The organism is Roseovarius bejariae (assembly GCF_009669325.1).
GTDB lineage: Bacteria > Pseudomonadota > Alphaproteobacteria > Rhodobacterales > Rhodobacteraceae > Roseovarius > Roseovarius bejariae.
On the sequence record NZ_SZWE01000001.1, the window covers coordinates 1,861,662 to 1,886,113 of the forward strand.

General features: G+C 58.5%; 22 protein-coding genes. 12 read left to right on the forward strand and 10 right to left on the reverse strand.

Features of this window, described 5'->3' with window-relative positions; all coding sequences use genetic code 11:
* From mnmG to FDP25_RS08945, 4 genes are read left to right on the forward strand one after another with little or no spacing between them, the layout of a single operon-like run.
* Positions 1-1,872, forward strand: coding sequence for a tRNA uridine-5-carboxymethylaminomethyl(34) synthesis enzyme MnmG (mnmG, locus tag FDP25_RS08930; protein ID WP_343032002.1), 1,872 nt, complete (start codon positions 1-3; stop codon positions 1,870-1,872).
* Positions 1,869-2,483, forward strand: coding sequence for a 16S rRNA (guanine(527)-N(7))-methyltransferase RsmG (gene rsmG, locus FDP25_RS08935; RefSeq protein WP_154150934.1), 615 nt, complete (start codon positions 1,869-1,871; stop codon positions 2,481-2,483). The genes mnmG and rsmG overlap by 4 nt, the downstream gene beginning before the upstream one ends.
* Positions 2,476-3,285, forward strand: coding sequence for a ParA family protein (locus FDP25_RS08940; protein WP_343032003.1), 810 nt, complete (start codon positions 2,476-2,478; stop codon positions 3,283-3,285). Before rsmG ends, FDP25_RS08940 begins: the two co-directional genes overlap by 8 nt.
* Before the next feature lie 15 nt (positions 3,286-3,300).
* Positions 3,301-4,212 carry a ParB/RepB/Spo0J family partition protein gene (locus FDP25_RS08945; protein ID WP_154150938.1) on the forward strand — a complete coding sequence of 304 codons (912 nt, stop codon included), beginning with the start codon at positions 3,301-3,303 and terminating at the stop codon, positions 4,210-4,212.
* Here the strand turns inward: FDP25_RS08945 and FDP25_RS08950 are convergent.
* The 4 genes from FDP25_RS08950 to rph are packed head-to-tail and all read right to left on the reverse strand — an operon-like array spanning position 4,196 to position 7,020.
* The gene (locus tag FDP25_RS08950) at positions 4,196-4,549 is read right to left on the reverse strand and encodes a YbaN family protein (protein ID WP_343032004.1); all 354 of its coding nucleotides are present in this window, start codon (positions 4,547-4,549) and stop codon (positions 4,196-4,198) included. The genes FDP25_RS08945 and FDP25_RS08950 overlap by 17 nt on opposite strands.
* A gap of 3 nt (positions 4,550-4,552) precedes the next feature.
* Positions 4,553-5,710 (reverse strand): radical SAM family heme chaperone HemW, encoded by a 1,158-nt coding sequence (hemW, locus tag FDP25_RS08955; RefSeq protein WP_246175801.1) that lies wholly within the window; start codon positions 5,708-5,710, stop codon positions 4,553-4,555.
* Positions 5,703-6,311, reverse strand: coding sequence for an RdgB/HAM1 family non-canonical purine NTP pyrophosphatase (rdgB, locus tag FDP25_RS08960; RefSeq protein WP_154150942.1), 609 nt, complete (start codon positions 6,309-6,311; stop codon positions 5,703-5,705). Before rdgB ends, hemW begins: the two co-directional genes overlap by 8 nt.
* The gene (gene rph, locus FDP25_RS08965; RefSeq protein WP_154150944.1) at positions 6,304-7,020 is read right to left on the reverse strand and encodes a ribonuclease PH; all 717 of its coding nucleotides are present in this window, start codon (positions 7,018-7,020) and stop codon (positions 6,304-6,306) included. Before rph ends, rdgB begins: the two co-directional genes overlap by 8 nt.
* 119 nt (positions 7,021-7,139) lie before the next feature.
* On the opposite strand from rph, the gene hrcA reads away from it, so the two are divergent.
* Both hrcA and FDP25_RS08975 read left to right on the forward strand, forming a co-directional pair.
* Positions 7,140-8,204 carry a heat-inducible transcriptional repressor HrcA gene (gene hrcA, locus FDP25_RS08970; RefSeq protein WP_154150946.1) on the forward strand — a complete coding sequence of 355 codons (1,065 nt, stop codon included), beginning with the start codon at positions 7,140-7,142 and terminating at the stop codon, positions 8,202-8,204.
* Between the two features lie 9 nt (positions 8,205-8,213).
* Complete coding sequence (locus tag FDP25_RS08975; RefSeq protein ID WP_154150948.1) at positions 8,214-8,774, forward strand: nucleotide exchange factor GrpE; 561 nt, start codon at positions 8,214-8,216, stop codon at positions 8,772-8,774.
* 12 nt (positions 8,775-8,786) lie between these two features.
* Here the strand turns inward: FDP25_RS08975 and mutS are convergent, their stop codons facing one another.
* Complete coding sequence (gene mutS / locus FDP25_RS08980; RefSeq protein ID WP_154153311.1) at positions 8,787-11,402, reverse strand: DNA mismatch repair protein MutS; 2,616 nt, start codon at positions 11,400-11,402, stop codon at positions 8,787-8,789.
* 170 nt (positions 11,403-11,572) lie between these two features.
* On the opposite strand from mutS, the gene FDP25_RS08985 reads away from it, so the two are divergent.
* Positions 11,573-13,828: an NADP-dependent malic enzyme gene (locus FDP25_RS08985; RefSeq protein ID WP_154150950.1), complete on the forward strand. Its 2,256-nt coding sequence runs from the start codon at positions 11,573-11,575 to the stop codon at positions 13,826-13,828.
* 39 nt (positions 13,829-13,867) lie between these two features.
* On the opposite strand, the gene msrA is transcribed toward FDP25_RS08985, so the two are convergent.
* Positions 13,868-14,530 (reverse strand): peptide-methionine (S)-S-oxide reductase MsrA, encoded by a 663-nt coding sequence (gene msrA / locus FDP25_RS08990; RefSeq protein WP_154150952.1) that lies wholly within the window; start codon positions 14,528-14,530, stop codon positions 13,868-13,870.
* Positions 14,531-14,687: 157 nt separating this feature from the next.
* Between msrA and FDP25_RS08995 the strand changes: the two genes are divergently transcribed.
* Both FDP25_RS08995 and FDP25_RS09000 read left to right on the forward strand, forming a co-directional pair.
* The gene (locus FDP25_RS08995) at positions 14,688-15,596 is read left to right on the forward strand and encodes a D-amino acid aminotransferase (RefSeq protein ID WP_154150954.1); all 909 of its coding nucleotides are present in this window, start codon (positions 14,688-14,690) and stop codon (positions 15,594-15,596) included.
* 24 nt (positions 15,597-15,620) lie between these two features.
* Positions 15,621-16,334, forward strand: coding sequence for a sulfotransferase-like domain-containing protein (locus FDP25_RS09000; protein ID WP_154150956.1), 714 nt, complete (start codon positions 15,621-15,623; stop codon positions 16,332-16,334).
* Positions 16,335-16,391: 57 nt separating this feature from the next.
* Here FDP25_RS09000 and FDP25_RS09005 read toward each other — a convergent pair whose 3' ends face one another.
* Positions 16,392-18,539 carry a hypothetical protein gene (locus tag FDP25_RS09005; RefSeq protein WP_154150958.1) on the reverse strand — a complete coding sequence of 716 codons (2,148 nt, stop codon included), beginning with the start codon at positions 18,537-18,539 and terminating at the stop codon, positions 16,392-16,394.
* Positions 18,540-18,771: 232 nt separating this feature from the next.
* Here FDP25_RS09005 and FDP25_RS09010 point away from each other — a divergent pair, with 232 nt between their 5' ends.
* Positions 18,772-19,446: a thiamine diphosphokinase gene (locus FDP25_RS09010; protein WP_154150960.1), complete on the forward strand. Its 675-nt coding sequence runs from the start codon at positions 18,772-18,774 to the stop codon at positions 19,444-19,446.
* A 172-nt stretch (positions 19,447-19,618) separates the two neighbouring features.
* Here the strand turns inward: FDP25_RS09010 and FDP25_RS09015 are convergent, their stop codons facing one another.
* Complete coding sequence (locus tag FDP25_RS09015) at positions 19,619-20,845, reverse strand: argininosuccinate synthase (RefSeq protein ID WP_154150962.1); 1,227 nt, start codon at positions 20,843-20,845, stop codon at positions 19,619-19,621.
* Between the two features lie 143 nt (positions 20,846-20,988).
* Between FDP25_RS09015 and ilvA the strand changes: the two genes are divergently transcribed.
* On the forward strand, positions 20,989-22,227 hold the full coding sequence (gene ilvA, locus FDP25_RS09020) for a threonine ammonia-lyase IlvA (RefSeq protein ID WP_154150964.1): 1,239 nt from the start codon (positions 20,989-20,991) through the stop codon (positions 22,225-22,227).
* Here ilvA and FDP25_RS09025 read toward each other — a convergent pair.
* A complete protein-coding gene (locus FDP25_RS09025; RefSeq protein ID WP_343032005.1) occupies positions 22,224-22,658 on the reverse strand; it encodes an Hpt domain-containing protein in 435 nt (144 codons plus the stop codon). The genes ilvA and FDP25_RS09025 overlap by 4 nt on opposite strands.
* Positions 22,659-22,763: 105 nt before the next feature.
* Here FDP25_RS09025 and FDP25_RS09030 point away from each other — a divergent pair, with 105 nt between their 5' ends.
* Positions 22,764-23,990: a PP2C family protein-serine/threonine phosphatase gene (locus tag FDP25_RS09030; RefSeq protein ID WP_154150966.1), complete on the forward strand. Its 1,227-nt coding sequence runs from the start codon at positions 22,764-22,766 to the stop codon at positions 23,988-23,990.
* On the opposite strand, the gene FDP25_RS09035 is transcribed toward FDP25_RS09030, so the two are convergent.
* The gene (locus FDP25_RS09035) at positions 23,965-24,408 is read right to left on the reverse strand and encodes an NUDIX domain-containing protein (protein WP_154150968.1); all 444 of its coding nucleotides are present in this window, start codon (positions 24,406-24,408) and stop codon (positions 23,965-23,967) included. The two genes, FDP25_RS09030 and FDP25_RS09035, sit on opposite strands and share 26 nt — an antisense overlap.
* Positions 24,409-24,452: the final 44 nt, after the last annotated feature.

Here is a 24,452-nt window from a genome sequence, read left to right on the forward strand (position 1 = left end):
GTGTTTCACGTGAAACATTTTGATGTCATCGTCATCGGGGGTGGCCACGCCGGCGCTGACGCCGCACATGCGGCGGCCCGCACCGGGGCGCAGACCGCGCTGGTTACCCTGTCACGTAGCGACATCGGGGTGATGTCCTGCAATCCGGCGATTGGTGGCTTGGGAAAAGGTCATCTTGTGCGTGAAATCGATGCGCTCGATGGGGTTATGGCTCGCGTCGCTGATAAGGCTGGTATTCAATTCCGCCTTTTGAACCGCCGTAAAGGTCCCGCCGTACAAGGGCCACGTGCACAGGCGGACCGGAAAATTTACCGCGAGGCGATGCTGCAGGAGATCGACAGTCAGCCAAACCTTTCGATCATCGAAGGCGAAGCTGCCGATTTTCTGATGGAGGGTGAGCGGGTCACAGGCATCACCTTGCTGGATGGGTCCGAGATTCTTGCGAAAGCGGTCGTTTTGACGACGGGGACCTTTCTGCGCGGTGTGATCCATATTGGCGATGTGTCTCGCGCGGGTGGCCGGATGGGCGACAAGCCATCGATCAAATTTGCAGAGCGCGTCGACTCGTTCGGTCTGACGCTTGGCCGCTTGAAAACGGGTACGCCGCCGCGTCTGGACGGAAATACAATTTCTTGGGACGGTTTGGATGAACAACCGGGTGACGATGACCCGGTTCTGTTTTCCTTTCTCTCGAAAGGCGTCAGTGCGGCGCAAGTGTCCTGCGGCATCACCCATACCAACGAAAAAACACACGATATCATTCGGGAGAATCTGGATCGTTCGGCCATGTACGGCGGTCATATCGATGGGGTAGGGCCACGGTATTGCCCCTCGATCGAAGATAAAATCGTTCGATTTGCCGATAAAACGTCGCATCAGATTTTTCTTGAGCCGGAAAGCTTATCGGACAGCGTGATTTACCCTAATGGCATCTCAACGTCCCTCCCCGAGGAGGTGCAACAGGATTACGTTCGCTCCATTACCGGCCTTGAGAACGCGGAGATTTTGCAGCCGGGTTATGCGATTGAATACGACTATGTCGACCCCAGGAACCTCGATGCGACACTGGCGGTCAAATCCGTCCCAGGGCTATATCTGGCCGGCCAGATCAACGGAACAACCGGCTACGAAGAAGCGGCGGCCCAGGGGCTTGTCGCCGGATTGAATGCCGCCCGGTCGGTGACGGGGAAAGAGCCAGTGCTGTTCAGCCGTGCGGATAGCTACATCGGCGTGATGATTGATGATTTGATCACCCGCGGCGTGTCCGAGCCCTATCGCATGTTCACCTCTCGCGCCGAATTCCGTCTTTCCCTTCGGGCGGATAACGCGGACCAGCGGCTTACGCCTGTTGGGCTAGAGGCTGGTTGCATTGGTGAGAAACGGCAGAAAGCCTTCGAAGACAAAATGGAACGCCTGAACGGTGCGAGGGAGCTTCTCACGTCTGAAAGCTACACGCCAAAACATCTGGCAATTTGCGGCTTGAAGATTAACCAAGACGGGACACGAAGAACGGGGTTCCAGTTGCTCGCGTTTCCTGATGTGAACTTTGATACATTGGTGCAACTCAATAGCGACCTGGCTGATGTGGATACGGAAACCCGCGCCCAACTTGAAAAAGATGCACTTTATGCCAACTACATCACCAGACAAAAACAAGATGTTGAAATGATGAAGCGGGACGAGGCACAGGAAATCCCCAAGGACTTCCCGTTTCAAAGCATCGAAGGCTTGTCAAATGAACTCAAAAACAAGCTTAGTGCGGCTCAGCCGGCAAATTTGGCTCAGGCGTCGCGTGTTGATGGCGTGACGCCTGCGGCCCTGACCCTCATTCTGGCGCGCTTGCGCAAGGATAAACGGGAAAAATCTGCATGAGGCGTGCGGGGCTGCCCTTCGATGTTTCACGTGAAACATCGGACAAGCTAGAGCATTTTGCCGACCTTTTGCTCAAGTGGAATCCGCGTATCAATCTTGTCTCTCGCAGCACCTTGGATGATCTTTGGGCGCGCCACATCCTTGATTCCGCTCAAATCTATGATCTTGCCCCCCATCCCGTGACCCACTGGGCGGATCTTGGCTCGGGTGGCGGGTTTCCTGGCCTTGTGCTTGCAATCCTTGGGGCCGAGAGCGGCTCCCCCAAGAAAGTCACCCTTGTCGAAAGCGATGTCCGAAAATGTGCGTTTTTGCGCACGGTTATTCGCGAAACCGGCGTATCGGCCCAGGTGATCAATGACCGGATCGAAGATATTCCTGCGCTCGGCGCGGATGTTCTTTCGGCCCGCGCGCTAGCGGATTTGCCAAAACTTTTAGCATTTACCGAGCGGCATTTGTCCGCAGATGGTACGGCTCTTTTCCCAAAGGGCGCAACATGGGAGAAAGAATTGCAAGATGCTCAAAGTCAGTGGAACTTTGAGTACCGTGTTGCTAAAAGCAAAACAGAAGACGGCCCCGCCATTCTTGCAATTACAGGAGTCTCCCGTGTCTGATCCCACGCGCCCCCACGGTCCGAAAATCATTGCCGTCGCCAACCAGAAAGGCGGAGTTGGGAAGACCACGACAACCATCAATCTTGGCGCTGCGCTGGCCGAAGCCGGGCAGCGGGTATTGATCGTCGATCTCGACCCGCAAGGAAACGCATCGACTGGCCTCGGGATCGAGCCGGATGAGCGTGAGTTCACGACATACGAGTTGCTGTTGGAAGATATAGACCTGTCCGAGGTCATTCGCCCGGCCAACCCGGAGAACCTCATGATCATCCCCGCGACGGTTGATCTGAGCTCCGCGGATATCGAGCTTATTGCCAATGAAAAGCGCAGTTTCCTGTTGCATGATGCGCTACGGCAGCACGCGATGGATACCTATTCCCTCGATTATATCCTGATCGATTGCCCGCCGTCGCTCAATCTTTTGACGGTGAACGCCATGGTGGCCTCTCATTCGGTCTTGGTGCCCTTGCAAAGCGAGTTTTTTGCTCTTGAAGGTCTGTCACAGCTCATGCTGACCATCCGCGAGGTGCGCCAATCCGCCAATCCCGGTTTGCGGATCGAAGGGATTGTCCTGACAATGTACGATGCCCGCAACAATCTGTCGTCGCAGGTTGAACAGGACGCCCGCGACAACCTTGGAGATCTCGTGTTTCAAACGCGAATCCCCAGAAACGTGCGTGTCAGCGAGGCGCCCTCCTACTCTACCTCCGTTCTTGAGTATGATACCACCTCCAAAGGGGCGCAGGCCTATCGTGAGTTGGCACAGGAGCTCATGAAAAATCAGGCACGCGTAGCCGCCTAACGAAAGGAATCGGGAATGGCCGAGAAAAAATCAAAACAACGCGGGCTTGGCCGGGGGCTTTCGGCCTTGATGGCGGATGTGGCGGAAGATAGTGCGCCTGCCGGCGAGGCGGCCAAACCGGCAGATCGTGCAATTCCGATCGAACTGATTTCCCCCAACCCCGATCAGCCGCGCCGGAGCTTTGATCCTGAAAAACTGGACGATCTGGCGGCCTCGATCAAGGAAAAGGGGATCATTCAGCCGTTGATCGTACGGCCCAAGCCCGGCAAGGACGGCGAATTCGAGATTGTTGCCGGCGAACGGCGCTGGCGTGCGGCCCAGATGGCCAAGCTGCACGAGATTCCCGTTCTTGTGCGTGATTTCGACGATACCGAGGTTCTCGAAGTTGCGATCATCGAAAACATTCAGCGTGCTGACCTGAACCCGGTTGAAGAAGCGGCTGGATACCAGCAATTGATGGATAAATTTGGCCACACGCAGGAAAAACTCGCCGAGGCTTTGGGCAAAAGCCGGAGTCATATTGCCAATTCCATGCGTTTGTTGGGTCTGCCTGATGAGGTGCAGACGTATCTTGGGGAAGGCAAGCTTTCCGCCGGACATGCCCGCGCACTCATCACATCTGACGATCCTGCAAAGCTGGCTCGCGAAGTGATCAAGAAGGGCTTGTCGGTGAGAGAGACCGAGAAACTCGCCAAAAAACCAATGGGCAATATCTTTTCCGATGATGGAAAAGCCAAGAAATCTTCGGCGCCTGCGAAAGATGCCGATACAAAGGCTTTGGAAGGCGATCTGGCCGCGAATTTGGGGATGAAGGTCTCGTTGAACCACAAGCCGGGTCGCGAAAATGGCCAGATCACGATCAGCTATGACACTTTGGATCAACTGGACAATTTGTGCCGCATCCTGACGTCTAGTAGTTCGGCCTAGTCCAGATAAACAAAAGAACGCAGCTCAAAACCAGAGCCTGAATCACCAGAACCAGCGGTTTTATTCCCATGGCAAGTGACAGGCTGAAAACTGCGATGATTGCGATGGTCGATATCCGTTTTACGCGCGGATTGATGGCGCCGCGTTCATGCCAATCGACAATCGCGGGCCCAAACTGTCGATGCGACAGCAGCCAATTATGCAACCGCTCGGATGAGCGGGCAAAGAAAAATGCCGCCAAAAGCATAAAAGGAACAGTCGGAAGTAACGGAAGGATCACGCCAAGCATTCCCAACCCGACACAGATAAGTCCCAAGGTTGCCCAGAAAATGCGCACGATCTAATCCCCGATCAATTCAACAAGCACGGAATTTAGCACAATCCGCCCCTTCTGCGTGGCCCTTATCGCATTTGCGTTCGTTTCGATTAGCCCCAGATCTTGAAGATAGTACAGTCGATCCTGCGGCAAAGGCTTGCCCGCCAATTTGGCATACCGATCTGGATCAATCCCTTCCCGGACGCGCAGGCCCATCATAAGGTATTCGCCAGCCTGATCTGTTGGCAAAATGGCTTCATTTCTCTTTTCGCCATCACCCTCCGCAACGGCACGCAACCAGCGGTCTGGATTTGACCATGCTTCGGTTGCATATCGCTGACCATTCAGTGTGACACGACCATGTGCACCAGGCCCGATCCCAACATAATCCCCATAACGCCAATAAATCAGATTATGCCGTGATTCCGCGCCGAGTTTGGCATGGTTAGAGACTTCATAAGCCCCAAGACCCGCAGTATCGCAAATCTCTTGCGTCGCCTCGTACATATCGGCGGCCAAATCCTCTTCGGGCAGGCCGCGCAACTTTCCCCGGTCATAGCGATCGCCAAATGCCGTTCCGGGCTCGATCGTCAATTGGTATAAAGACAGGTGATCCACCGCCATGGTCAGCGCTTCGGAAAGTTCGTTGCGCCATGCTGCAAGCGTTTGGTCTTGCCGGGCATAGATAAGGTCAAAACTCACACGATCAAAGTTTTTTCTAGCAATATCAAAGGCTTGCCTTGCTTCCTCTATCGTATGAATACGCCCAAGCCGCCGAAGGTCCGTGTCATTGAGCGCCTGAACACCCATTGACACCCGCGAAACGCCACCCTGCGCATACGCTTGAAACCGTCCAGCTTCTACCGAACCGGGGTTTGCTTCAAGCGTGACCTCCAGATCATTGGCAGCGGGCCACAGTTTACGCACACGCTCCAGAATTGCGGCAACGGTTTCGGGGGCCATCAAACTGGGGGTGCCACCACCAAAGAAAACCGAATTCAAGACACGATCAGGCACCAATTCGGCGTAACGGTCCAACTCCTTGAGATACGCCGCCTGCCAATGCGCCTGATTTATCTGACGGGATACATGAGAATTGAAGTCGCAATAGGGGCATTTGGCCTCGCAAAACGGCCAGTGGATATACAGGCCAAAGCCCCCGTTTTGCCAATCCTCAGCCAAAACAACCCTGCACGAGCTTGCCAAAGGCGTCGGCACGATGGCTGATCTTGTTCTTTTCCCAGCGATCCATTTCGCCGAAGGTCTGATCATAACCGTCAGGCTGGAAAATCGGATCGTACCCATGCCCCTCGTGCCCACGCATGGGCCACACAATCTGCCCTTCCACGGTCCCGGGAAACACTTCGTCATGTCCATCGGGCCATGCCAGAACCAGAGTACAGCAAAACCGCGCTGTCCATGGCTTGGGTTTGCCGCTTTCCAACAGGCGATCATGCGCCTTGCCCATTGCCATGATGAAATCACGGCCCTTTTCTGTTTCGGCCCAGTTTGCGGTAAATACCCCGGGCGCACCGTCAAGCGCGTCAATCTCGATCCCGGAATCGTCGGAAAGCGCCGGAAGCCCGGTGGCCTTCGCCGCCGCGTGCGCCTTGATCCGGGCATTGCCGACAAACGTGGTTTCGGTCTCCTCGGGTTCATCAAGGCCCTTTTCGGCGGCACCCACCACGCGGACGCCAAAAGGCTCCAGAAGATTGGCGATCTCTTCCAGCTTCCCGGCGTTATGCGTTGCCACCAAAAGCGTCTCGCCCTCGAACTTACGCATTAACGGCTGCCTTCTGCGCTGTGACCAGATCGGAAACCCCTTGCTCGGCCAAATCCATAAGCTGGTTCATCTGGTCTCGGCTATAGGTCGCGCCTTCGGCACTCATTTGCACTTCGATCAATTGCTTTGATCCGGTCATGATGAAATTGCCATCAACGCCCGCCTCGCTATCCTCGGGGTAATCAAGGTCAAGCACCGGCTGCCCCGCGTAGATGCCACAGCTCACGGCGGCGACAGGATCAACCATCGGGTCGCTAATCACATCGCCAACCTTCATCAGCTTGTTCACCGCAAGGCGCAGGGCCACCCAACCCCCGGTGATCGAGGCACAGCGCGTCCCGCCATCGGCCTGGATCACGTCACAATCCACGGTGATCTGGCGCTCACCCAATGCCACGCGATCAACACCGGCCCGCAAAGACCGGCCAATCAGCCGCTGAATCTCAACCGTGCGCCCGCCCTGCTTACCGGCGGTCGCCTCGCGGCGCATTCGGCTTGTCGTCGAGCGGGGCAGCATCCCGTACTCCGCCGTGACCCATCCAAGGCCCGAGCCCTTGATGAAGGGCGGCACCCGGTCTTCGATGGTGGCGGTACATAGAACATGCGTATCGCCCACCTTGATCATGCACGACCCCTCGGCATGTTTCGTCACACCTGTTTCGATTGAAACAGCGCGCATTTCGCTTAAATCTCTACCCGACGGACGCATGGTATATTCCTCATTCTGTTTGGCTCGGGGATACATGCGCCGTTGGTCGGATAGCAACCCCGATTGACCTTTTCCACACAGCGTCTTTAATGACCGGCCAGACGGGATATATGGGCAGTATGAGCAACGCAGGTAAAATTCTGGAAGAACTGAACGATCGCTCGCGCGAGGTGTTCCGCCGCGTGGTCGAATCCTATCTCGCATCCGGCGATCCCGTCGGCTCCCGGTCCCTGACGCGAGACATGAGCGAAAAGGTCTCGGCGGCCACTATTCGCAACGTGATGCAGGATCTCGAATACCTTGGATTGCTGGACAGTCCCCATGTCAGCGCGGGCCGAATCCCGACGCAGGAAGGCTTGCGCATGTTCGTCGATGGCCTGCTTGAGGTGGGCGATCTTGAAAACACCGACCGGAAGATGATCGATGCCACCCTCGGCTCGAACTCCGACGATGTGACTGGCGCGCTCGACCGGATCGGGTCGGCCCTTTCCGGCGTCACGCAAGGCGCCTCCCTCGTACTCGCCCCCAAGCACGAAGCGCCGATCAAGCATATCGAATTCGTTAGCCTCTCGCATGACCGCGCTTTGGTGGTTCTGGTCTTTGCCGATGGTCACGTCGAAAATCGCATTTTCCACCCGCCCCCGGGCCAAACGCCCAGTTCCATGCGCGAGGCGGCGAATTTCCTGAATGCCTTGGTCGAGGGAAAAACCATCTCCGACCTGCAAACCGTCATCGCCCGCCAAATCAACGAGCGGCGGCAGGAGATTGACAAAGTCGCCCATCAACTTGTCGAAAGTGGTCTCGCCGTGTGGGATGGTGAAAGCGACAATTACGAGCGTCTGATCGTCCGTGGCCGCGCGAATCTCCTGAATTCCGAGACCGAGGAAGAGGAATTCGACCGCATTCGCACCCTGTTTGACGATCTTGAACGCAAGCGGGATATCGCCGAGTTCCTCGAACTGGCCGACGAAGGCGAAGGTGTGCGCATTTTTATTGGCTCCGAGAACAAACTTTTCTCACTTTCGGGTTCCTCTTTGGTGGTCTCTCCTTATATGAACGCAGACCGAAAGATCGTTGGCGCGGTGGGCGTGATTGGCCCGACCCGCCTGAACTATGGACGTATCGTGCCGATTGTGGATTACACGGCACAACTTGTTGGAAAGCTGATCGCGGACCGCAGCTAAAGGTGAATTATGGCAGAGCCGAAAAACGACGACTTCCTTGATGACATCGAACAGGTCGAGGCCGAGGAACAAGCACAACACGCCGAAGAAATCGACGATACCGAGGCCGAGGTCGAGGCTCTGCGCGCCGAACGTGATGCCTTCCAGGACAAATTCATGCGCGCCCTCGCCGATGCCGAAAACGCCCGCAAACGGAGCGAGAAAGACCGCCGCGAGGCGGAAAACTACGGCGGTTCGAAACTCGCCCGCGACATGCTGCCGGTTTACGACAACATGAAGCGCGCGCTTGAGGCCGCGACGGACGAGCAAAAAGAGGTCTCCGCCGCCCTCATCGAGGGGATTGAGCTGACCATGCGGGAACTGCTTAACGTCTTTTCCAAGCACGGCATCACCCTGATTTCGCCCGAAGTGGGTGACAGGTTCGACCCCAACCATCACGAAGCCATGTTCGAGGCCCCTCTTCCCGGCACCAAGCAAGGCGAGATCATTCAGGTTTCGGCCGAAGGCTTCATGCTGCATGATCGTATCCTGCGCCCCGCGCAGGTCGGCGTGTCGTCCTTCCAAGGCTAACGATAGGCCGGGTTACCCCGGCTTATCCGCCAACCCCTTCAACTCGTAAATCAAATTCAGCGCCTCGCGCGGGGTCAGGTCGTCGGGCAGAATCTCGGCGATCCGTTTGTCCAGGTCCGACTCGCGCACCGGCTTAGGTGCGGGCGGCGGCGTGGCGGAAAACAGTGGCAGGTCGTCGATCAACGCTTTTTGTGCCGTGCCGCCTTCCCGTTCGCCCTTTTCCAAGGCATCCAACACGACACGTGCCCGCTCCACCACGGCGGATGGCAACCCGGCCAGCTTGGCCACCTGCACACCATAACTCCGGTCGGCCGCCCCGCGCTTGACCTCGTGCAGGAAAATCACCTCGCCCTCGTGTTCCTTCACGCTGACGGTGGCATTATCCACCCGGGTAAGCTTCTCACTCAGATTGGTCAGCTCGTGGTAATGCGTGGCAAACAGTGCCCGACAGCCATTCACGTCATGCAAATGCTCCAAGGTCGCCCAGGCGATGCTCAACCCGTCATAGGTGGCCGTGCCGCGCCCGATCTCGTCCAAGATCACAAGTGCATGGTCATCCGCCTGGTTCAAAATCGCGGCGGTTTCGACCATTTCCACCATGAAGGTCGACCGCCCGCGTGCCAGATCGTCACTGGCCCCGACCCGGCTGAACAACTGGCTGACAAGGCCCACATGCGCGCTCGATGCCGGCACGAAACTGCCCGCCTGCGCCAGAAGCGCGATCAGCGCGTTTTGCCGCAAGAACGTGGATTTACCTGCCATGTTCGGCCCGGTCAGAAGCCAAATATCGCTCTCACTCCCAAGCGCACAGTCATTTGCGATAAACGGCTCCCCCGCCTTGCGCAGGGCCTGTTCCACGACCGGATGCCGCCCGCCTTCGATCTCAAGGGCGCGGCTTTCATCCACCTGCGGGCGGCACCAGTTCTCACCGCGCGCCAGATCGGCAAACCCGGTGATCAGGTCCATCTCGGCCAAGGCGCGCGCGGCCTGCGAAACCTCTGCCGATACCTCCAGAATAGCTGCTTTTAGGCTGTCATAGAGACGCTTTTCTATCTCAAGGGCCCGCCCTCCGGCATTCAGAATCTTGGTTTCCATCTCGCTCAGCGGCACTGTGGTAAACCGTACCTGATTTGCCGTGGTTTGCCGGTGCTTGAAGGTTTCGTTCAAGGGTTCCGACAACATCTTGTCGGCATGGGTGCTGGTCACTTCCACGAAATAGCCCAGCACATTGTTGTGCTTGACCTTCAGGCTCTGGATCCCCGTCAGCTCCTGATATTCACTCTGCATTGCCGCGATCACGCCGCGCCCTTCATCGCGAAGCTGCCGAACTTCGTCCAGTTCCGCGTCATATCCCGGCGCGATGAACCCACCGTCGCGCGCCAAAAGCGGCGGCTCGGCAATCAGGGCCTGATCCAACAGGTCCAGCAATTCGTCATGCCCAGTCAGGTCTATTGCCGCTTCGGCCAGAATCTTGGGCAGGCCGACACTCTCGACCATTCCGGCAATCTCGGCGGCCTGTGCCAAGCCATTGCGAATAGCGGCCAGGTCCCGCGGCCCTCCGCGATCCACCCCAAGCCGCGATAACGCGCGGTCAAGGTCCGGCACCTTGCGCAAGGCGCCGCGCAAATCTTCCGAGAATCGAGACTGTTCCACCGCAAAATCAACGGATTCCAGCCGATCCTGCACCACCTCCATAACCCGGCTGGGGCTCGACAGCCGACGCTCCAGCAATCGCCCACCGCCTGCCGTGACCGTCCGGTCGACCGAGGCCAAAAGCGATCCGGCCCGCCCGCCGCTCATGGCTTGCGTGATCTCAAGGTTGCGCCGCGTGGCGGCGTCGATCTGCATCACCCGCGCCTGCGCTTCGCGCTGCGGAACCTGCAACAGTGGCAGTTTGCCCTTCTGGGTGATCTCCAGATATTCGACGATGGCTCCCATGGCGGCCACTTCGGGCCGGCTGAAGGCCCCGAAAGCCTCCAACGTCCCCACGTCGAACAACTCGCACAGTCGCTTTTCACCTCCTGTGCTATCAAAGGCGGCCCGGCCCAGTTCCGTCACCGAAGCCCCGGATTCAGTCACTATGTCACCCAAATCCGTGTCATCTTCACTGGCCACGATCACCTCGGACGGCGCCAGACGCGCCAGTTCCGGCCCAAGCCGAACCTGTGCCAGGGACATCACGTGAAAGGCGCCCGTGGAAATATCGACCCAGGCCAAGGCCCCCTCGCCCCGCACCTGCGCGAAACTGGCCAGGTAATTGTGCCGCCGGGCCTCCAAAAGGCTTTCCTCGGTCAGTGTCCCGGGCGTGACCAGCCGCACAACCCCCCGCTTGACCACCGATTTCGAGCCGCGCTTCTTCGCCTCCTCGGGGCTTTCCATCTGCTCGCAGACAGCTACGCGAAACCCTTTGCGAATAAGCGTCAATAGGTAATTCTCGGCCGAATGGACCGGCACGCCGCACATCGGGATGTCCTCGCCCAGATGCTTGCCCCGCTTGGTCAGGGCAATATCGAGGGCCTCCGCCGCCGAAACCGCATCGTCAAAGAACAGTTCGTAAAAATCCCCCATCCGGTAGAACAACAAAGCCCCCGGATACTCCGCCTTGATCTCAAGGTACTGCGCCATCATCGGCGTCACGGTGGATTTCATGGATGTCACGTCTGCCCCCCGGCGTTGATTGCCGCCAACATTACAAAGCCAAGCCCGCGCATGAAACCCGAAAACCCTCTTGCGGTTGAGGCTTATGCAAACCCCCGCTATGGAGTACCAAATCCGACTGATCCCAATAAGGCCGCGACATGTCCAAACCCAAGTATACCCGTGAAGAGGCGCTCGCCTTCCATCTTGAACCCACCCCCGGCAAGTTCGAGATCACGGCCACCGTGCCGATGACCACGCAGCGCGACCTGTCGCTGGCCTATTCCCCCGGCGTCGCCGTCCCCTGCGAGGAGATCGCCCAAAACCCCGAACTGGCCTATGACTACACCAACAAGGGTAACCTCGTGGCCGTCATCTCGAACGGCACCGCCGTTCTGGGGCTTGGCAACCTCGGCGCGCTGGGCTCCAAACCGGTGATGGAGGGCAAGTCGGTTCTCTTCAAGCGTTTTGCCGATGTGAACTCCATCGACATCGAACTTGATACCGAAGACCCCGAGGCCTTTATCAAGGCCGTCGAACTCATGGGTCCCACCTTCGGCGGTATCAACCTCGAAGACATCAAAGCGCCCGAGTGTTTCATTATCGAACAAACCCTCAAAGAGCGGATGGACATCCCCGTCTTCCACGACGATCAGCACGGCACCGCCGTGATCTGTGCCGCGGGTCTCATCAACGCGCTGCATCTCTCGGGTAAGAAGATCGAGGATTGCCGGATCGTGCTCAACGGCGCGGGCGCGGCGGGCATTGCCTGTATCGAACTGCTCAAGGCCATGGGCGCCCGGCATGAAAACTGTATCGCCTGCGACACCAAGGGCGTGATCTATCAAGGCCGCACCGAGGGCATGAACCAATGGAAATCGGCCCATGCCATCACCACCGACCTGCGCACCCTCGAAGAGGCGATGAAGGATGCCGACGTGTTTCTTGGCGTCTCTGTCAAAGGGGCCGTGACGCAGGATATGGTTGCCTCCATGGCCGATAACCCGGTGATCTTCGCCATGGCCAACCCCGACCCCGAGATCACCCCCGAAGAAGCCCACGAAGTGCGCCCCGACGCCATCGTCGCCACCGGCCGCAGCGACTACCCCAACCAGGTGAACAACGTCCTCGGCTTCCCCTACCTGTTCCGTGGTGCGCTCGATGTGCACGCCCGCGCCATCAACGACGAAATGAAAATCGCCTGCGCCGAGGCCCTGGCCCAACTCGCCCGCGCCGATGTGCCCGATGAGGTCGCCATGGCCTATGGCCGCAAACTGTCCTTCGGGCGCGATTACATCATTCCCACGCCCTTCGATCCGCGCCTGATCCACACCGTCCCGCCCGCCGTGGCCAAGGCCTGCATGGAAACCGGTGCCGCGCGCCGTCCCATCGTGGATATGGACGCGTACGAGCAAACCCTCGCCGCCCGGATGGATCCCACGGCCTCCATCCTGCGGTCGATCAACGCCCGTGCCCGCAATGCACAGGCCCGGATGATCTTTGCCGAAGGTGACGACCCCCGCGTCCTCCGCGCCGCCGTGCAATATCAGCGCAGCGGGCTGGGCAAGGCCATCGTTGTTGGCCGCGACGATGACGTGAAACAGAAACTCGAAGCCGCAGGCCTTGGCGATGCGGTGCGAGAACTCGAAATCACCAACGCCGCCAAAACCGACCGTTTGGCCGACTACAAGGAATTCCTCTACAAACGCCTGCAACGCAAGGGCCATGATCGCCACGATATCCACCGCATGGCCGCCCGCGACCGTCACGTTTTCGCGGCGCTCATGCTGGCCCATGGACATGGCGATGGCCTTGTCACTGGTGCCACCCGCAAATCCGCCCACGTGATGGAACGGATCAACCACGTTTTTGACGCCAACACCGAAAACGGTGTCGCGGGCGTGACGGCCCTGTTGCACAAGGGGCGGATTGTCCTGATTGCCGATACCCTGGTTCACGAATGGCCCGACGAAGAGGATCTCGCCAACATCGCCACCCGTGCCGCCGGTGTCGCCCGTCACCTCGGGCTGGAGCCGCGCGTCGCCTTCGTCAGTTTCTCGACCTTTGGCTATCCCAAATCCGAACGGGCCGAGAAAATGCACCTCGCCCCCAGTGTGCTTGAGCGGCGCGGAGCCGATTTCGAATACGAAGGCGAAATGACCGTCGATGTCGCCCTGAATGCCGTGGCGCAGGATGCCTACCCGTTCCAACGCCTCACTGGCCCGGCCAACATCCTTGTGGTGCCCGCGCGCCATTCGGCCTCGATTTCCGTGAAACTGATGCAGGAAATGGCCGGGGCCACCGTGATCGGTCCGATCCTATCCGGCATCGACAAATCGGTTCAGATTTGCTCATCGACCTCGACGGCCAGCGACGTGTTGAACATGGCCGTTCTGGCGGCTTGCAAGGTCGGCTGATTGCAGAAAGCGGGCGGGTCCCTGTTGGGGCCGGCTCGTTTATTTCACGAAGGGTGCGGATGACCCCCAAAGGGCTTTCACCCGATCATCCCGGCCACAGGCTTCGCGATACCGCTTGTAGGCGGCGGATTGCCGCTTCGGGTCAAAGCGGGTGAGTACAAAATCGTCACCCTTGTAATAATCCTGGTGATAGCCTTCGGCCTTGTAGAACTCCGATGCCTGCAAGATCGGCGTCACGATCTTTTGCCCAAGCGCCTTTTCCGCGTCGGTCTTGGCGGCCTCTGCGGCTTGTTTTTGGGCTGAATCAGAGACGAAAATTGCTGTGCGATAGCTATTGCCACGGTCGCAAAACTGCCCGCCCGCATCCGTCGGGTCTACGGATCGAAAGAACATGTCATACAACTGGCGGGCCGAGACTTTCGCCGGGTCATATTTGATCTCGACGGCTTCATAGTGACCCGTTCCGCCCCGTGTGACCTGTTTATAGGACGGGTTTGCCACGCTACCGCCGGTATAGCCCGATACAACCTCACGCACGCCGCGCACTTTCTCGAAATCTGCCTCGACACACCAGAAACAGCCACCCGCGACGGTGACAACCTCTGTGCCCGCCGCATGCGCCGTTTGTGTCTCCACCCCAAGGCCAATGGCGATCAGCACCGCCAAAAGCCCTGCTTTCAGGTTTCGCAATTGCCATTTCATGGCTTGGCCCTCCAAATCGTTATCCGCACATTGCCTGTCTTCAACGCGCCCGCCAATTCACTCCGGCGTGATCTCACGCTCTGGTGATCCGAATTTACCGCTTGGCACTTGAAGCGCGCCCGCCTAGCCTCGTCTGACATTGCGAACAGAGAGTGAAATGACGGACCACCAAACAACCCATCAGGCGCAGGAAGACGCCCGGAACGAGACGATCAGGATCTGGCTGAACGGTCAGGTCGTGCCCAAGGGCGACGCCAAGGTCAGCGTCTATGACAGTGGCTTCATGTTGGGTGATGGTGTGTGGGAAGGGCTGCGCCTTTATAATGGCACATGGGCCTTTATTGATGAGCATCTCGATAGGTTGTTCGAGGCTGCCAAGGCCATTGATCTCGACATCGGGATGACCCGCGATGAGGTGTTTCAGGCCGTGTTAGAGACACAAAAAGCCAACGACATGCACACGGATGCCCATGCCCGCCTGATGGTGACGCGCGGTGTCAAAACCCGGCCGTTTCAACACCCCTCTTTGTCGCAACAGGGGCCGACAGTCACGATTATCATGGAGCATTCCAAGCCCAAGATCGCCCGCCCTATCCGTCTGGCAACCGTGCCCCACCTGCGCGGGTTGCCTATGACGCAGGACCCCAAGCTGAATTCGCATTCCAAGCTCAACTGCATCCTTGCCTGCATCGCCGCCGAAAAGGCCGGGGCCGATGAGGGTCTGATGCTGGATGTGAATGGCTTCGTGAACACCACGAACGCCTGCAACTTCTTCATCGTCCGCAAGGGCGAGGTTTGGACCTCGACCGGCGATTACTGCATGAACGGGATCACCCGGCAGAAGGTCATCGATCTCTGCCGCGAGGATGGGATTCCGGTCTACGAGCGGAATTATTCCCTCGTCGATACCTATGGCGCCGACGAGGCATTTCTGACCGGCACATTCGGCGCGCAAACCCCCGTGGGCGAGATTGATGGCCGTCCCATCGGCAACGGTGAAATGGGGCCCGTTACCACCCGGATCAGAGAGCTTTATAAGTCTCTAATTCAGCGTAACTGCTCCTAAATCGGCACGTAAAGGAGACTGCCCATGCGCCTCGCAATGTGGTCTGGCCCCCGCAATCTTTCGACCGCGATGATGTACTCCTTCGGCGCGCGTTCTGATTTCGCGGTGATCGATGAGCCGTTCTATGCCGCTTACCTCACCCTCACCGGCCTTCAGCACCCCATGCGCGATGACATCATCGCGTCACAACCCACAGAACCGCAGGCCGTGATTGATGGGTTATTAGGCCCTGTTCCTGCCCAAAAACCGCATTTCTATCAGAAACACATGGCCCAGCACATGATCGATGGGGTCCCGCGGGACTGGATAACGCAGGTGACGAATGTCTTTCTCATCCGCCACCCGGCCCGCGTCGCGGCCAGCTTCTCGGCGAAATACGACAACCCCACGCTCGCCGACATCGGTTTCGTCCAACAGGCCGAGCTTTATGATCTGCTCACCGCGCAGGGCCAAGCGCCCGTGGTGATCGATTCCGCCTACATTCGCCGTGACCCCGAAACCATGCTCAAGCGTCTTTGCGCCGCCATCGACCTGCCCTGGGATCCCGCCATGCTCAGCTGGCCCAAGGGCGGCCACCCGGAGGATGGCGTCTGGGCGGCTCATTGGTATGCCTCGGTGCATGGCTCCACCGGGTTTGCCGCGGCCGAAGGCCCCTTGCCTGCCCTTGATGGTCCACGCGCCGAGCTTGCCAAGGCCGCGATGCCGGCTTACGAAAAACTCCGCGCCGTGGCGCTGTGACAAACGAAAACCCCCGGCCTGTCGCCGGGGGTCTACCGTCATTCATATGTTCAGGTCTCAGCCCGCGTTGCGCGTCTCGGCCCGGAAGTCGGTGCTTTCGGTCACGCTAAAGCGGCCGCCCTTCAGCTTCTGAAGCTTACCCTGCCGCAGCAACTGACCAAAGGTGCGCAGGCCATCCTCGCGGCTGAATGCACTCCCCTCGACTTCCTTGAGCTTGCCCATCAGCATCGGGCGCGAGAACTGGGCGCGGCCTTCGACATCCGACATATAAGCCGCCGCCGCTTCAAGAAGCTCGGGCAGGCCCCGCACACCCATCTCCTCGGCGAATTCGCTGAAGTTGCCGCCGCTTTCGGAAACAGTCTCGACATCCGCCAAATCCGCCGTCGACACGCGGCGCGGGCGTACCGGGGTACTGTCCACATCCACCCGCTGCTCGGCCACCAGTTTCAGCGGCGCAGGGGCGCTCGGCTTGACGCTGGGGCGGCTGGCGCGCGGGCGGCCTTCGCCCGGCTCCGGGCGGCGTGGCCGCACCACGCTGGCCAGATCGCTGCGGTAGGGTGTATCATCCACGTCTTCCTTCAGCGACGCACCGGCATTCTTCTCGGCCCGGGTCGCGGCCACAGCGGCGCGAAGATGTTGAATGGCGCTCCGGCGTTTGTTCGATTCCGGCGCTTCAAGCTGCGTGTCGGCCTCGTCGAAAATCCGCGCCAGATCTGCTTGGCGCTCGGCGCGTTCCAGCTTGGAAATCCCGCGCGGTGTTTGCTCGGGCTCTGCTTCCTCCGAGGGTTCCTCACCCTCGTCCTCGGCCAAGTCCTGAACCTGTTCCTCTTCGGTCAGGCGCAGGGGCGCGCTTTCCTTGTCAGCGGTTTCAGAGTCCTCGGCTTGCTCGGACTCGCCGAATTCCGCTTCGACTTCGGCAAGCTCACGCTGCAATTCGGCTTCTTCCTCGGCGCTCAGGCCGGAATCGTCTCCGAACAGGTTTGAATCAAGGTCTTCGTCACCGTCCTCTTCGATGTACCCCTCTGCGATGGCCGCTTCGAATTCGCTGCGCTTCATCTTGACCACGCGGGCCTGAACCAGGGGGCGCTCCTCGTCGTCTTCGGAAACCTCCGCCTCGTCCGCAGGCTCTTCTGCCTCCTCGGGCATGGCATCGGCGAGAAGTTGGGCCAGTGTATCTTCGGCAAACTCTTCCGCCTTGGGTTCTGGTTTCGGGGCTTCAACGGGCTCCTGGATCGGGGTGCGTGCCTCGACAGCATCCAGAACCGCGGAAAAATCGGGCTCCTCGGTCTCATCCTGTGCGGCGGTTTCCGCCGCGTCGTCCTCGCTCAGAACTTCATCGAGGTCTGCGGCAGTTTCGCTCAGGAAATCTTGCGCATGTTCGTCTTCGGAATAAACGGTATCCTCGAACCCGCTGTCCGAATCCTGAACCAGCGATCGGATGCGACGCAGGCGATCGGCTACGCTGTCACCCTCACCGGCGGCATCTTCGGCCTCGGGTTCAACCGGCGCCGCGTCTGTCTCGGGGGCCACGTCTTCGACGGGCTCATCGCCCAAGGATGCCATGCTGGCCAAGGTCGCCATGTCCTCTTCGGCAGGCTCTTCCGTGGCCGCTGTGTCTTCGGGTTCCGGTTCTGCCTCGGCCTCTTGGATGGCGTCGGCCTCTGCTTCCGGTTCGTCCTCCGCGATGGGTTCCGGTGCCACTTCATGGGTGGCTTCGGGCTCCGAGACCGCTTCGCCGCCATCCGATTCGAGTGCAGGCTCTTCCGTGCCCTCGGCAACGGCTTCCGTCACTTCGGGGGAAGGCTCCGAATCAGGCTCTGTTTCTGCCAAATCTGCCGTAACGGGCTCTTCCGCGGGCTCTGGCATCGGCTCGGCTTCGGGTGCCTCGTCAGCGGTGCGATCTTGTTCCGGGGCAGGTTCGGTTTCCGGCTGGTCAACCGGGGCGGGGGCGTCCGCCTCTTCTTTCATGGAGGGCGCGTCAGACTTGGGTTCGGTTTCCTGTTCCGGCGTTGCCGGTGCATTCAACGCGGCATCCTCGGCCGCGCGCAGCACGATCTTGCCCTCTTGTTCATGGGCATCGACACGCCGCGCAATCTCGCGCTCGGCGATCCGGGCCAGCATATCCGCGTCCGGTGTCGGTGGTTCGGCACCGAAATATCGGTCATCCGCGGCCAAATCGCGAAAGTACTCCGCAATTGCCTTCATCGTGTCGAAGGAATCGTCGAATCCTTCAAGGGTGCACGAAAAGGTGCCATATGAAACTGTGAGTATCTTGCTTGAATTAACCATTATTCCGCTCGCTCCGCATTACCTGCTGGGAGTAGGCTTATCACCACAGCCAAGACCAAAGATGCCCGATTCTTAGAATTTTACCGTATCATTTCGTGGTCAGAATGTGATCTGTTTCCAAAATAGGGCCTAATCTGGATTTTTGAACATGATTGTAGTGCATGACAAACCTGTAACCTTGATTGGTGGGGCCGAGGTCTCGAAAAAGATGCTCGATCGTGCACAATCCTTCGGGCCGTGTGTTGTTGCGGCGGATGGTGGGGCTGATGCCGCGCTTTATAACGGGGTCATGCCCGATGCCGTAATCGGTGATTTCGATTCGCTCACCGATTGGGCGCGGGGGCAAATCCCTCGGGCGGCCCTGCATCCCATTCCCGAACAGGAAACAACCGATTTTGACAAATGCCTGCGTAACATCGCGGCGCCGCTTGTTGTTGGCGTGGGGTTTTCGGGCAATCGGCTTGATCATCAACTCTCCGCTTACAATACACTTGTGCGTCACCCGCACCGGCCCTGTGTGCTTTTGGGGGTGGAGGAGCTTGTGTTTCTCTGTCCTCCGTCCATCCGCCTCGATTTGAAAACTGGCTGTCCGGTTTCGCTTTTCCCCATGGGTGCGGTCGAAGGGGTGTCCGATGGGTTGCAGTTTCCCATCGACGGTTTGAATTTCGCCCCCGACGGTCGGGTCGGCACATCCAATACGGCACTTGGCCCGGTCGATATTTCGGTCACGTCACCCAAGATGCTGGTTATCCTTCCTCAAGAGTCGTTCGAGCAGGCCGTTCAGGCGTTGCTGTCCGCCCGGTCGTGGTGGCCCGCGCCATGAGGGAAGGTTAAACCGCGAAAACTTGCATTTGAATTAAAGCCACGCGCGCAAAGGTAAGGCCCGGCGCTGGGCCGGGCCTTCTTTTCGAAGAATCGTACGACTTGTACGAAAGTTTTTCGCGACCCCCGGATTTTCGTACGAAACTCGGGGGTAAAACGTACGACTCGTACGTTTATCCTTTCAACCGGCGCTCCCGCGCCGCCAAAAGCTTCAGGCGCAGCGCGTTGAGCTGGATGAAACCGGCGGCGTCCTTCTGATCGTAGGCGCCCGCGTCGTCTTCGAAGGTCACATGCGCTTCCGAATACAGGCTATGATCCGACCAGCGGGCAACCGTGCGGGCCGAGCCTTTGTAAAGCTTCAGTTTCACAGATCCGGTCACATGATGTTGTGAGGCGTCAATCGCCGCCTGCAACATCTCGCGTTCGGGGCTGTACCAGAACCCGTTATAGATCAGCTCCGCATACCGCGGCATCAACTCATCTTTGAGGTGCGCGGCGCCCCGGTCCAGCGTGATTTGTTCGATCCCGCGATGCGCTTCCAGAAGGATCGTGCCGCCCGGGGTCTCGTAAATCCCGCGGCTCTTCATCCCCACGAACCGGCCTTCCACCAGGTCCAGCCGCCCGATACCGTGCTTGCCGCCCAATTCATTCAGTTTTGTCAATAGGTTAGCAGGGCTAAGCGCCTCGCCGTTGATGCTGACGGCATCGCCTTTCTCAAAGCCGATTTCGATGATTTCCGGTTCATTCGGCGCATCCTCGGGATGAACCGTGCGTTGATACACGTAATCCGGCGCCATCTCTGCGGGGTCTTCCAGAACCTTGCCCTCGCTCGACGTATGCAGCAGGTTCGCATCCACGGAAAACGGCGCTTCGCCGCGTTTGTCCTTGGCGATCGGAATCTGGTTTTTCTCTGCAAAATCAAGAAGTTTGGTACGGCTGGACAGGTCCCATTCGCGCCACGGCGCGATCACCTTGATGTCGGGGTTCAGGGCATATGCGGCCAGTTCGAACCGCACTTGATCGTTGCCCTTGCCTGTGGCCCCATGCGCGACGGCATCGGCTCCGGTTTCCTCGGCAATCTCCACAAGACGCTTTGAAATCAACGGTCTGGCGATTGACGTACCCAGAAGGTACAGCCCCTCGTACACTGCATTTGCGCGGAACATCGGGAAAACGAAATCACGCACGAACTCTTCACGGATGTCTTCGATAAAGATGTTTTCCGGTTTGATTCCAAGAAGTTCCGCCTTCTTGCGCGCGGGCTCCAACTCCTCGCCCTGGCCCAGATCGGCGGTAAAGGTCACCACCTCGCAACCATATTCGGTTTGCAGCCATTTCAGGATGATCGAGGTATCAAGCCCCCCGGAATAGGCCAGCACGACTTTCTTGGGCGCGGACATCACTTTTCCCTCTCTTCGGATATGCGCACGGCGCTTATCGGGTTTTTGCCGCCGGGGCAAGATACGTCAGGTTTGCGGTATTCTTATGTATGCTTTGCCCAACACCCTTGCCCCGGATGTAACATTCCGCCAATCAAGGCGTTATGACTGATTTTCGCCCCCTTGCCCAATCCGCCGAAGCCGCGATGCGCGACGTGTTCGACCCCACGCCGCTGCAACGCAACGATCACCTGTCCGAACGTTATCATGCCGACATCTGGCTCAAGCGCGAGGATCTGTCGCCGGTGCGCTCCTACAAGCTGCGCGGGGCCTTCAACGCCATGCGTAAAGTCTTGGAAAATAGTCCGAATTCGACACAGTTTGTTTGTGCCAGTGCCGGCAATCATGCCCAGGGCGTGGCCTTCATGTGCCGTCACTTCGGGGTCAAGGGTGTGATCTTCATGCCGGTCACGACCCCGCAGCAGAAGATCGGCAAGACCGAGAAATTCGGTGGCGATGCCGTTTCGATCCGGCTGACCGGCGATTACTTTGACGATACGCTTTCGGCGGCACAGGCTTATTGCGCTGAAATCAATGGGCATTTCCTGTCTCCTTTCGACGATGAAGACGTGATCGAAGGTCAGGCCTCTGTGGGCGTCGAGATCGAAAAACAGCTGGATCATATGCCCGACCGGATCATCATGCCCGTCGGTGGCGGGGGTCTCTCCTCAGGGGTTTGCAGTTATCTCGGGGATCGCACCACTTTCACATTGGTCGAACCGGAAGGTGGGGCCTGCCTTGCGGCTGCGTTGCATGCCGGTAAGCCGACCCGTCTGGACCATATCGACAATTTCGCCGATGGTGCCGCCGTCGCCCAGATCGGGGCCAAGACCTTTGCACGCCTTGCCCATATCGACCCCTCCACCATGCTGGCGATTGATGAAGATCGCCTTTGCACCACGATGCTTGAAATGCTCAACGTCGAAGGCATCGTGCTTGAACCTGCTGGGGCGCTGGCCGTTGATGCGCTCAAGGATTTGGCACAAGATATTCGTGGCAAAACAGTGGTTTGCGTGACGTCCGGGGGGAATTTTGATTTCGAGCGCCTTCCCGAGGTCAAGGAACGCGCACAGCGTTATTCCGGTGTCAAAAAGTACTTCATCCTGCGTATGCCGCAGCGCCCCGGTGCCTTGCGCGATTTCCTGAACATTCTCGGCCCCGAAGACGATATTGCACGGTTCGAGTATCTCAAGAAATCCGCCCGCAATTTCGGGTCGGTCCTGATCGGGATCGAAACCAACCGCCCCGAGAACTTCGAACATATCCAGACAAAACTTGAAGCGGCTGGTTTCGACTATCGCGACATAACGAATGACGAAGTTCTTGCCGAGTTCCTGATTTAAGCAGGCGATACGCTACCTAACCCCTCAAGGAAAACGGCTTTCGAGGTGTCGTAGCTGGCCAGAATGTCGGCAATATCAACCTGCTCTGCCGCACCAGCCGCTGCCGCTGTTTCACCCGCTTGGCATTTCTCTGAGAACTGTGCAAACCCAAGGTTCAGTGCGCTGCCTTTCAGGGCATGCAAGCGGGATTCAAGCGCATCCTGCCTTGGATCATCTCGAAGCCCGGCAACTTCTGCGTCGGCTTCTTCAAGGAACATACCAACCACTTCCTGCAAACTGTCGGCGCCGATTTCATCGCGCAAGTCTTTTACCCTGTTCCAGTCGATCATCGCCAAAATGTCCTTATCTTGCTCATTCAGAGTGTTGTTCAAAACTGTTAAGCGATCCTGAGTACAGGCAATTCTAGAAATTCGATTTTTAGGCTTCATCATCGGTTAATCCCCGCTGGCTTTCACTGGCCTGACACGTGTTGACGGATGGGAATGGTGAATAGTTTCGCGGCCAAAGACAGTCCAAAAGCATCGCCGGATTTTGCAATGCGCAGGGTTCTCGTGGTGGATGACAGCCGCGCGCAAAGGCGCATTTTGTCTGCCTCTCTGCAACGCTGGGGTTTTTCCGTAAGAGAGGCCGCATCAGGCCTCGAAGCCTTGACAATCTGCCGCGACGATCCGCCCGACCTGGTGATGAGCGACTGGATGATGCCGGGTATGGATGGCCTGGAATTTTGCCGTGAATTCCGGGCCATGCGGCGTGACAGCTATGGTTATTTCATTCTTCTGACGTCCAAAAGCGGCAAGGAAGAGATCGCCCATGGCCTTGATGCCGGGGCCGATGATTTTCTAACCAAGCCGGTGAATGCCTCGGAACTACGCGCGCGTATCGCTGCGGGCGATCGTATCCTGCGGATGGAGCGGGAACTGACCGAGAAGAACCGTTTGGTCAAATCCACACTGGATGAATTGCAGTCCCTCTACGATGCGCTCGACAATGATTTGATCGAGGCGAAGAAGTTGCAACAATCCTTGGTCAGCGATCGTCATCGCGATTTCGGGCCTGCCGAGGTTTCGCTCATGCTGCGATCCAGTGGCCATGTGGGGGGTGATCTGGTCGGGTTCTTCCCGGTCACTTCCACACGCATTGGGTTATACGGAATCGACGTGTCAGGGCATGGGATCAGTTCGGCCCTGATGACGGCGCGCCTTGCGGGTTACCTATCCGCGGTGTCGCCGGATCAGAACGTCGCGCTGCGCCGTATGCCGGACGGGTCATATGCCCTGAAACCTCCGGGTGAAACCATTGCCGCGCTCAATCAAATGGTCCTGAACGAAATGGAGACCGAACATTACTTTACCCTGCTTCTGGCCGATGTGAACCTGTCTACGGGAAAGGTAACCATGGCGCAGGCGGGTCATCCCTACCCGGCCTTGCAGCGGGCCAACGGGCGGGTGGAAATGATCGGAACCGGCGGTTTGCCGGTGGGCCTGATCGACGGGGCCGAATACGAGGATTTCGAGGTTACGATGGCCCCGGGGGATCGGCTCATGATCCATTCCGACGGGGTGGTGGAATGTGCCGACCCGGCTGGTGCCCTGCTGGACGATCCCGGGCTTGCACAAATCCTTGCCGAGTTGCGCCAGACACGCGGCATGGCCTGCCTTGAGTCACTGGTCTGGAAACTGGTGGATTTTGCGCACACAGACGACCTGACCGATGATGTCTCGGCAATTCTGCTTGAATTCAAGCCAAGCCCCATAGTTGGCTGACGAAGTGCCGATCCCCCGCGTTCCCCAGTTCCTGCGCGGCGCGTGCTGGCTTAGCCCAAACAGGGGTATGTCCGGCCTCGGATGGTGGGCCTAGCGGACGCACGGGCCATGCCATGTAGATCATGCAAAGCTTTTCCGCCCACAGGTCATAGTCCGGCATATAGGTGAACCGGCGAAACGCCCCCAACCGGCGCGCCGATCCGATCTTCCACCCGGTTTCCTCGAAAACTTCCCGGTGAAGCGCCTGTATCGGCCCCTCCCCCGGGTCAATCCCACCGCCCGGAAGCTGCAATTCGGGGATTGGCTCCGATTGATGCGTCAACAAAAGCCGCCCGTCCCGTGGTAAGATCGCGTAAACTCCGGGGCGGCGTGTGTATCGCACGTTAGCGCGGGGTGTTTCGCCAAAGCGCCGTATCATGCCACATCCCCCCTTGGACCTTGCCTTGATGGTTATATATAGAC

Coding starts and splice junctions, on each gene's coding strand:
- FDP25_RS08975 (WP_154150948.1), top strand. CDS start 8,214: ATGGCAGAGCCGAAAAACGACGACTTCCTTGATGACATCGAACAGGTC.
- FDP25_RS09010 (WP_154150960.1), top strand. CDS start 18,772: ATGATTGTAGTGCATGACAAACCTGTAACCTTGATTGGTGGGGCCGAG.
- rdgB (WP_154150942.1), bottom strand. CDS start 6,311: ATGCGTAAGTTCGAGGGCGAGACGCTTTTGGTGGCAACGCATAACGCC.
- FDP25_RS09030 (WP_154150966.1), top strand. CDS start 22,764: ATGCGCAGGGTTCTCGTGGTGGATGACAGCCGCGCGCAAAGGCGCATT.
- FDP25_RS08995 (WP_154150954.1), top strand. CDS start 14,688: ATGACGGACCACCAAACAACCCATCAGGCGCAGGAAGACGCCCGGAAC.
- ilvA (WP_154150964.1), top strand. CDS start 20,989: ATGACTGATTTTCGCCCCCTTGCCCAATCCGCCGAAGCCGCGATGCGC.
- FDP25_RS09035 (WP_154150968.1), bottom strand. CDS start 24,408: ATGATACGGCGCTTTGGCGAAACACCCCGCGCTAACGTGCGATACACA.
- rph (WP_154150944.1), bottom strand. CDS start 7,020: ATGCGTCCGTCGGGTAGAGATTTAAGCGAAATGCGCGCTGTTTCAATC.
- FDP25_RS09000 (WP_154150956.1), top strand. CDS start 15,621: ATGCGCCTCGCAATGTGGTCTGGCCCCCGCAATCTTTCGACCGCGATG.
- FDP25_RS08945 (WP_154150938.1), top strand. CDS start 3,301: ATGGCCGAGAAAAAATCAAAACAACGCGGGCTTGGCCGGGGGCTTTCG.
- mutS (WP_154153311.1), bottom strand. CDS start 11,402: ATGATGGCGCAGTACCTTGAGATCAAGGCGGAGTATCCGGGGGCTTTG.
- FDP25_RS08985 (WP_154150950.1), top strand. CDS start 11,573: ATGTCCAAACCCAAGTATACCCGTGAAGAGGCGCTCGCCTTCCATCTT.
- hrcA (WP_154150946.1), top strand. CDS start 7,140: ATGAGCAACGCAGGTAAAATTCTGGAAGAACTGAACGATCGCTCGCGC.
- FDP25_RS09025 (WP_343032005.1), bottom strand. CDS start 22,658: ATGATGAAGCCTAAAAATCGAATTTCTAGAATTGCCTGTACTCAGGAT.
- FDP25_RS09005 (WP_154150958.1), bottom strand. CDS start 18,539: ATGAAGGCAATTGCGGAGTACTTTCGCGATTTGGCCGCGGATGACCGA.
- rsmG (WP_154150934.1), top strand. CDS start 1,869: ATGAGGCGTGCGGGGCTGCCCTTCGATGTTTCACGTGAAACATCGGAC.
- FDP25_RS09015 (WP_154150962.1), bottom strand. CDS start 20,845: ATGTCCGCGCCCAAGAAAGTCGTGCTGGCCTATTCCGGGGGGCTTGAT.
- msrA (WP_154150952.1), bottom strand. CDS start 14,530: ATGAAATGGCAATTGCGAAACCTGAAAGCAGGGCTTTTGGCGGTGCTG.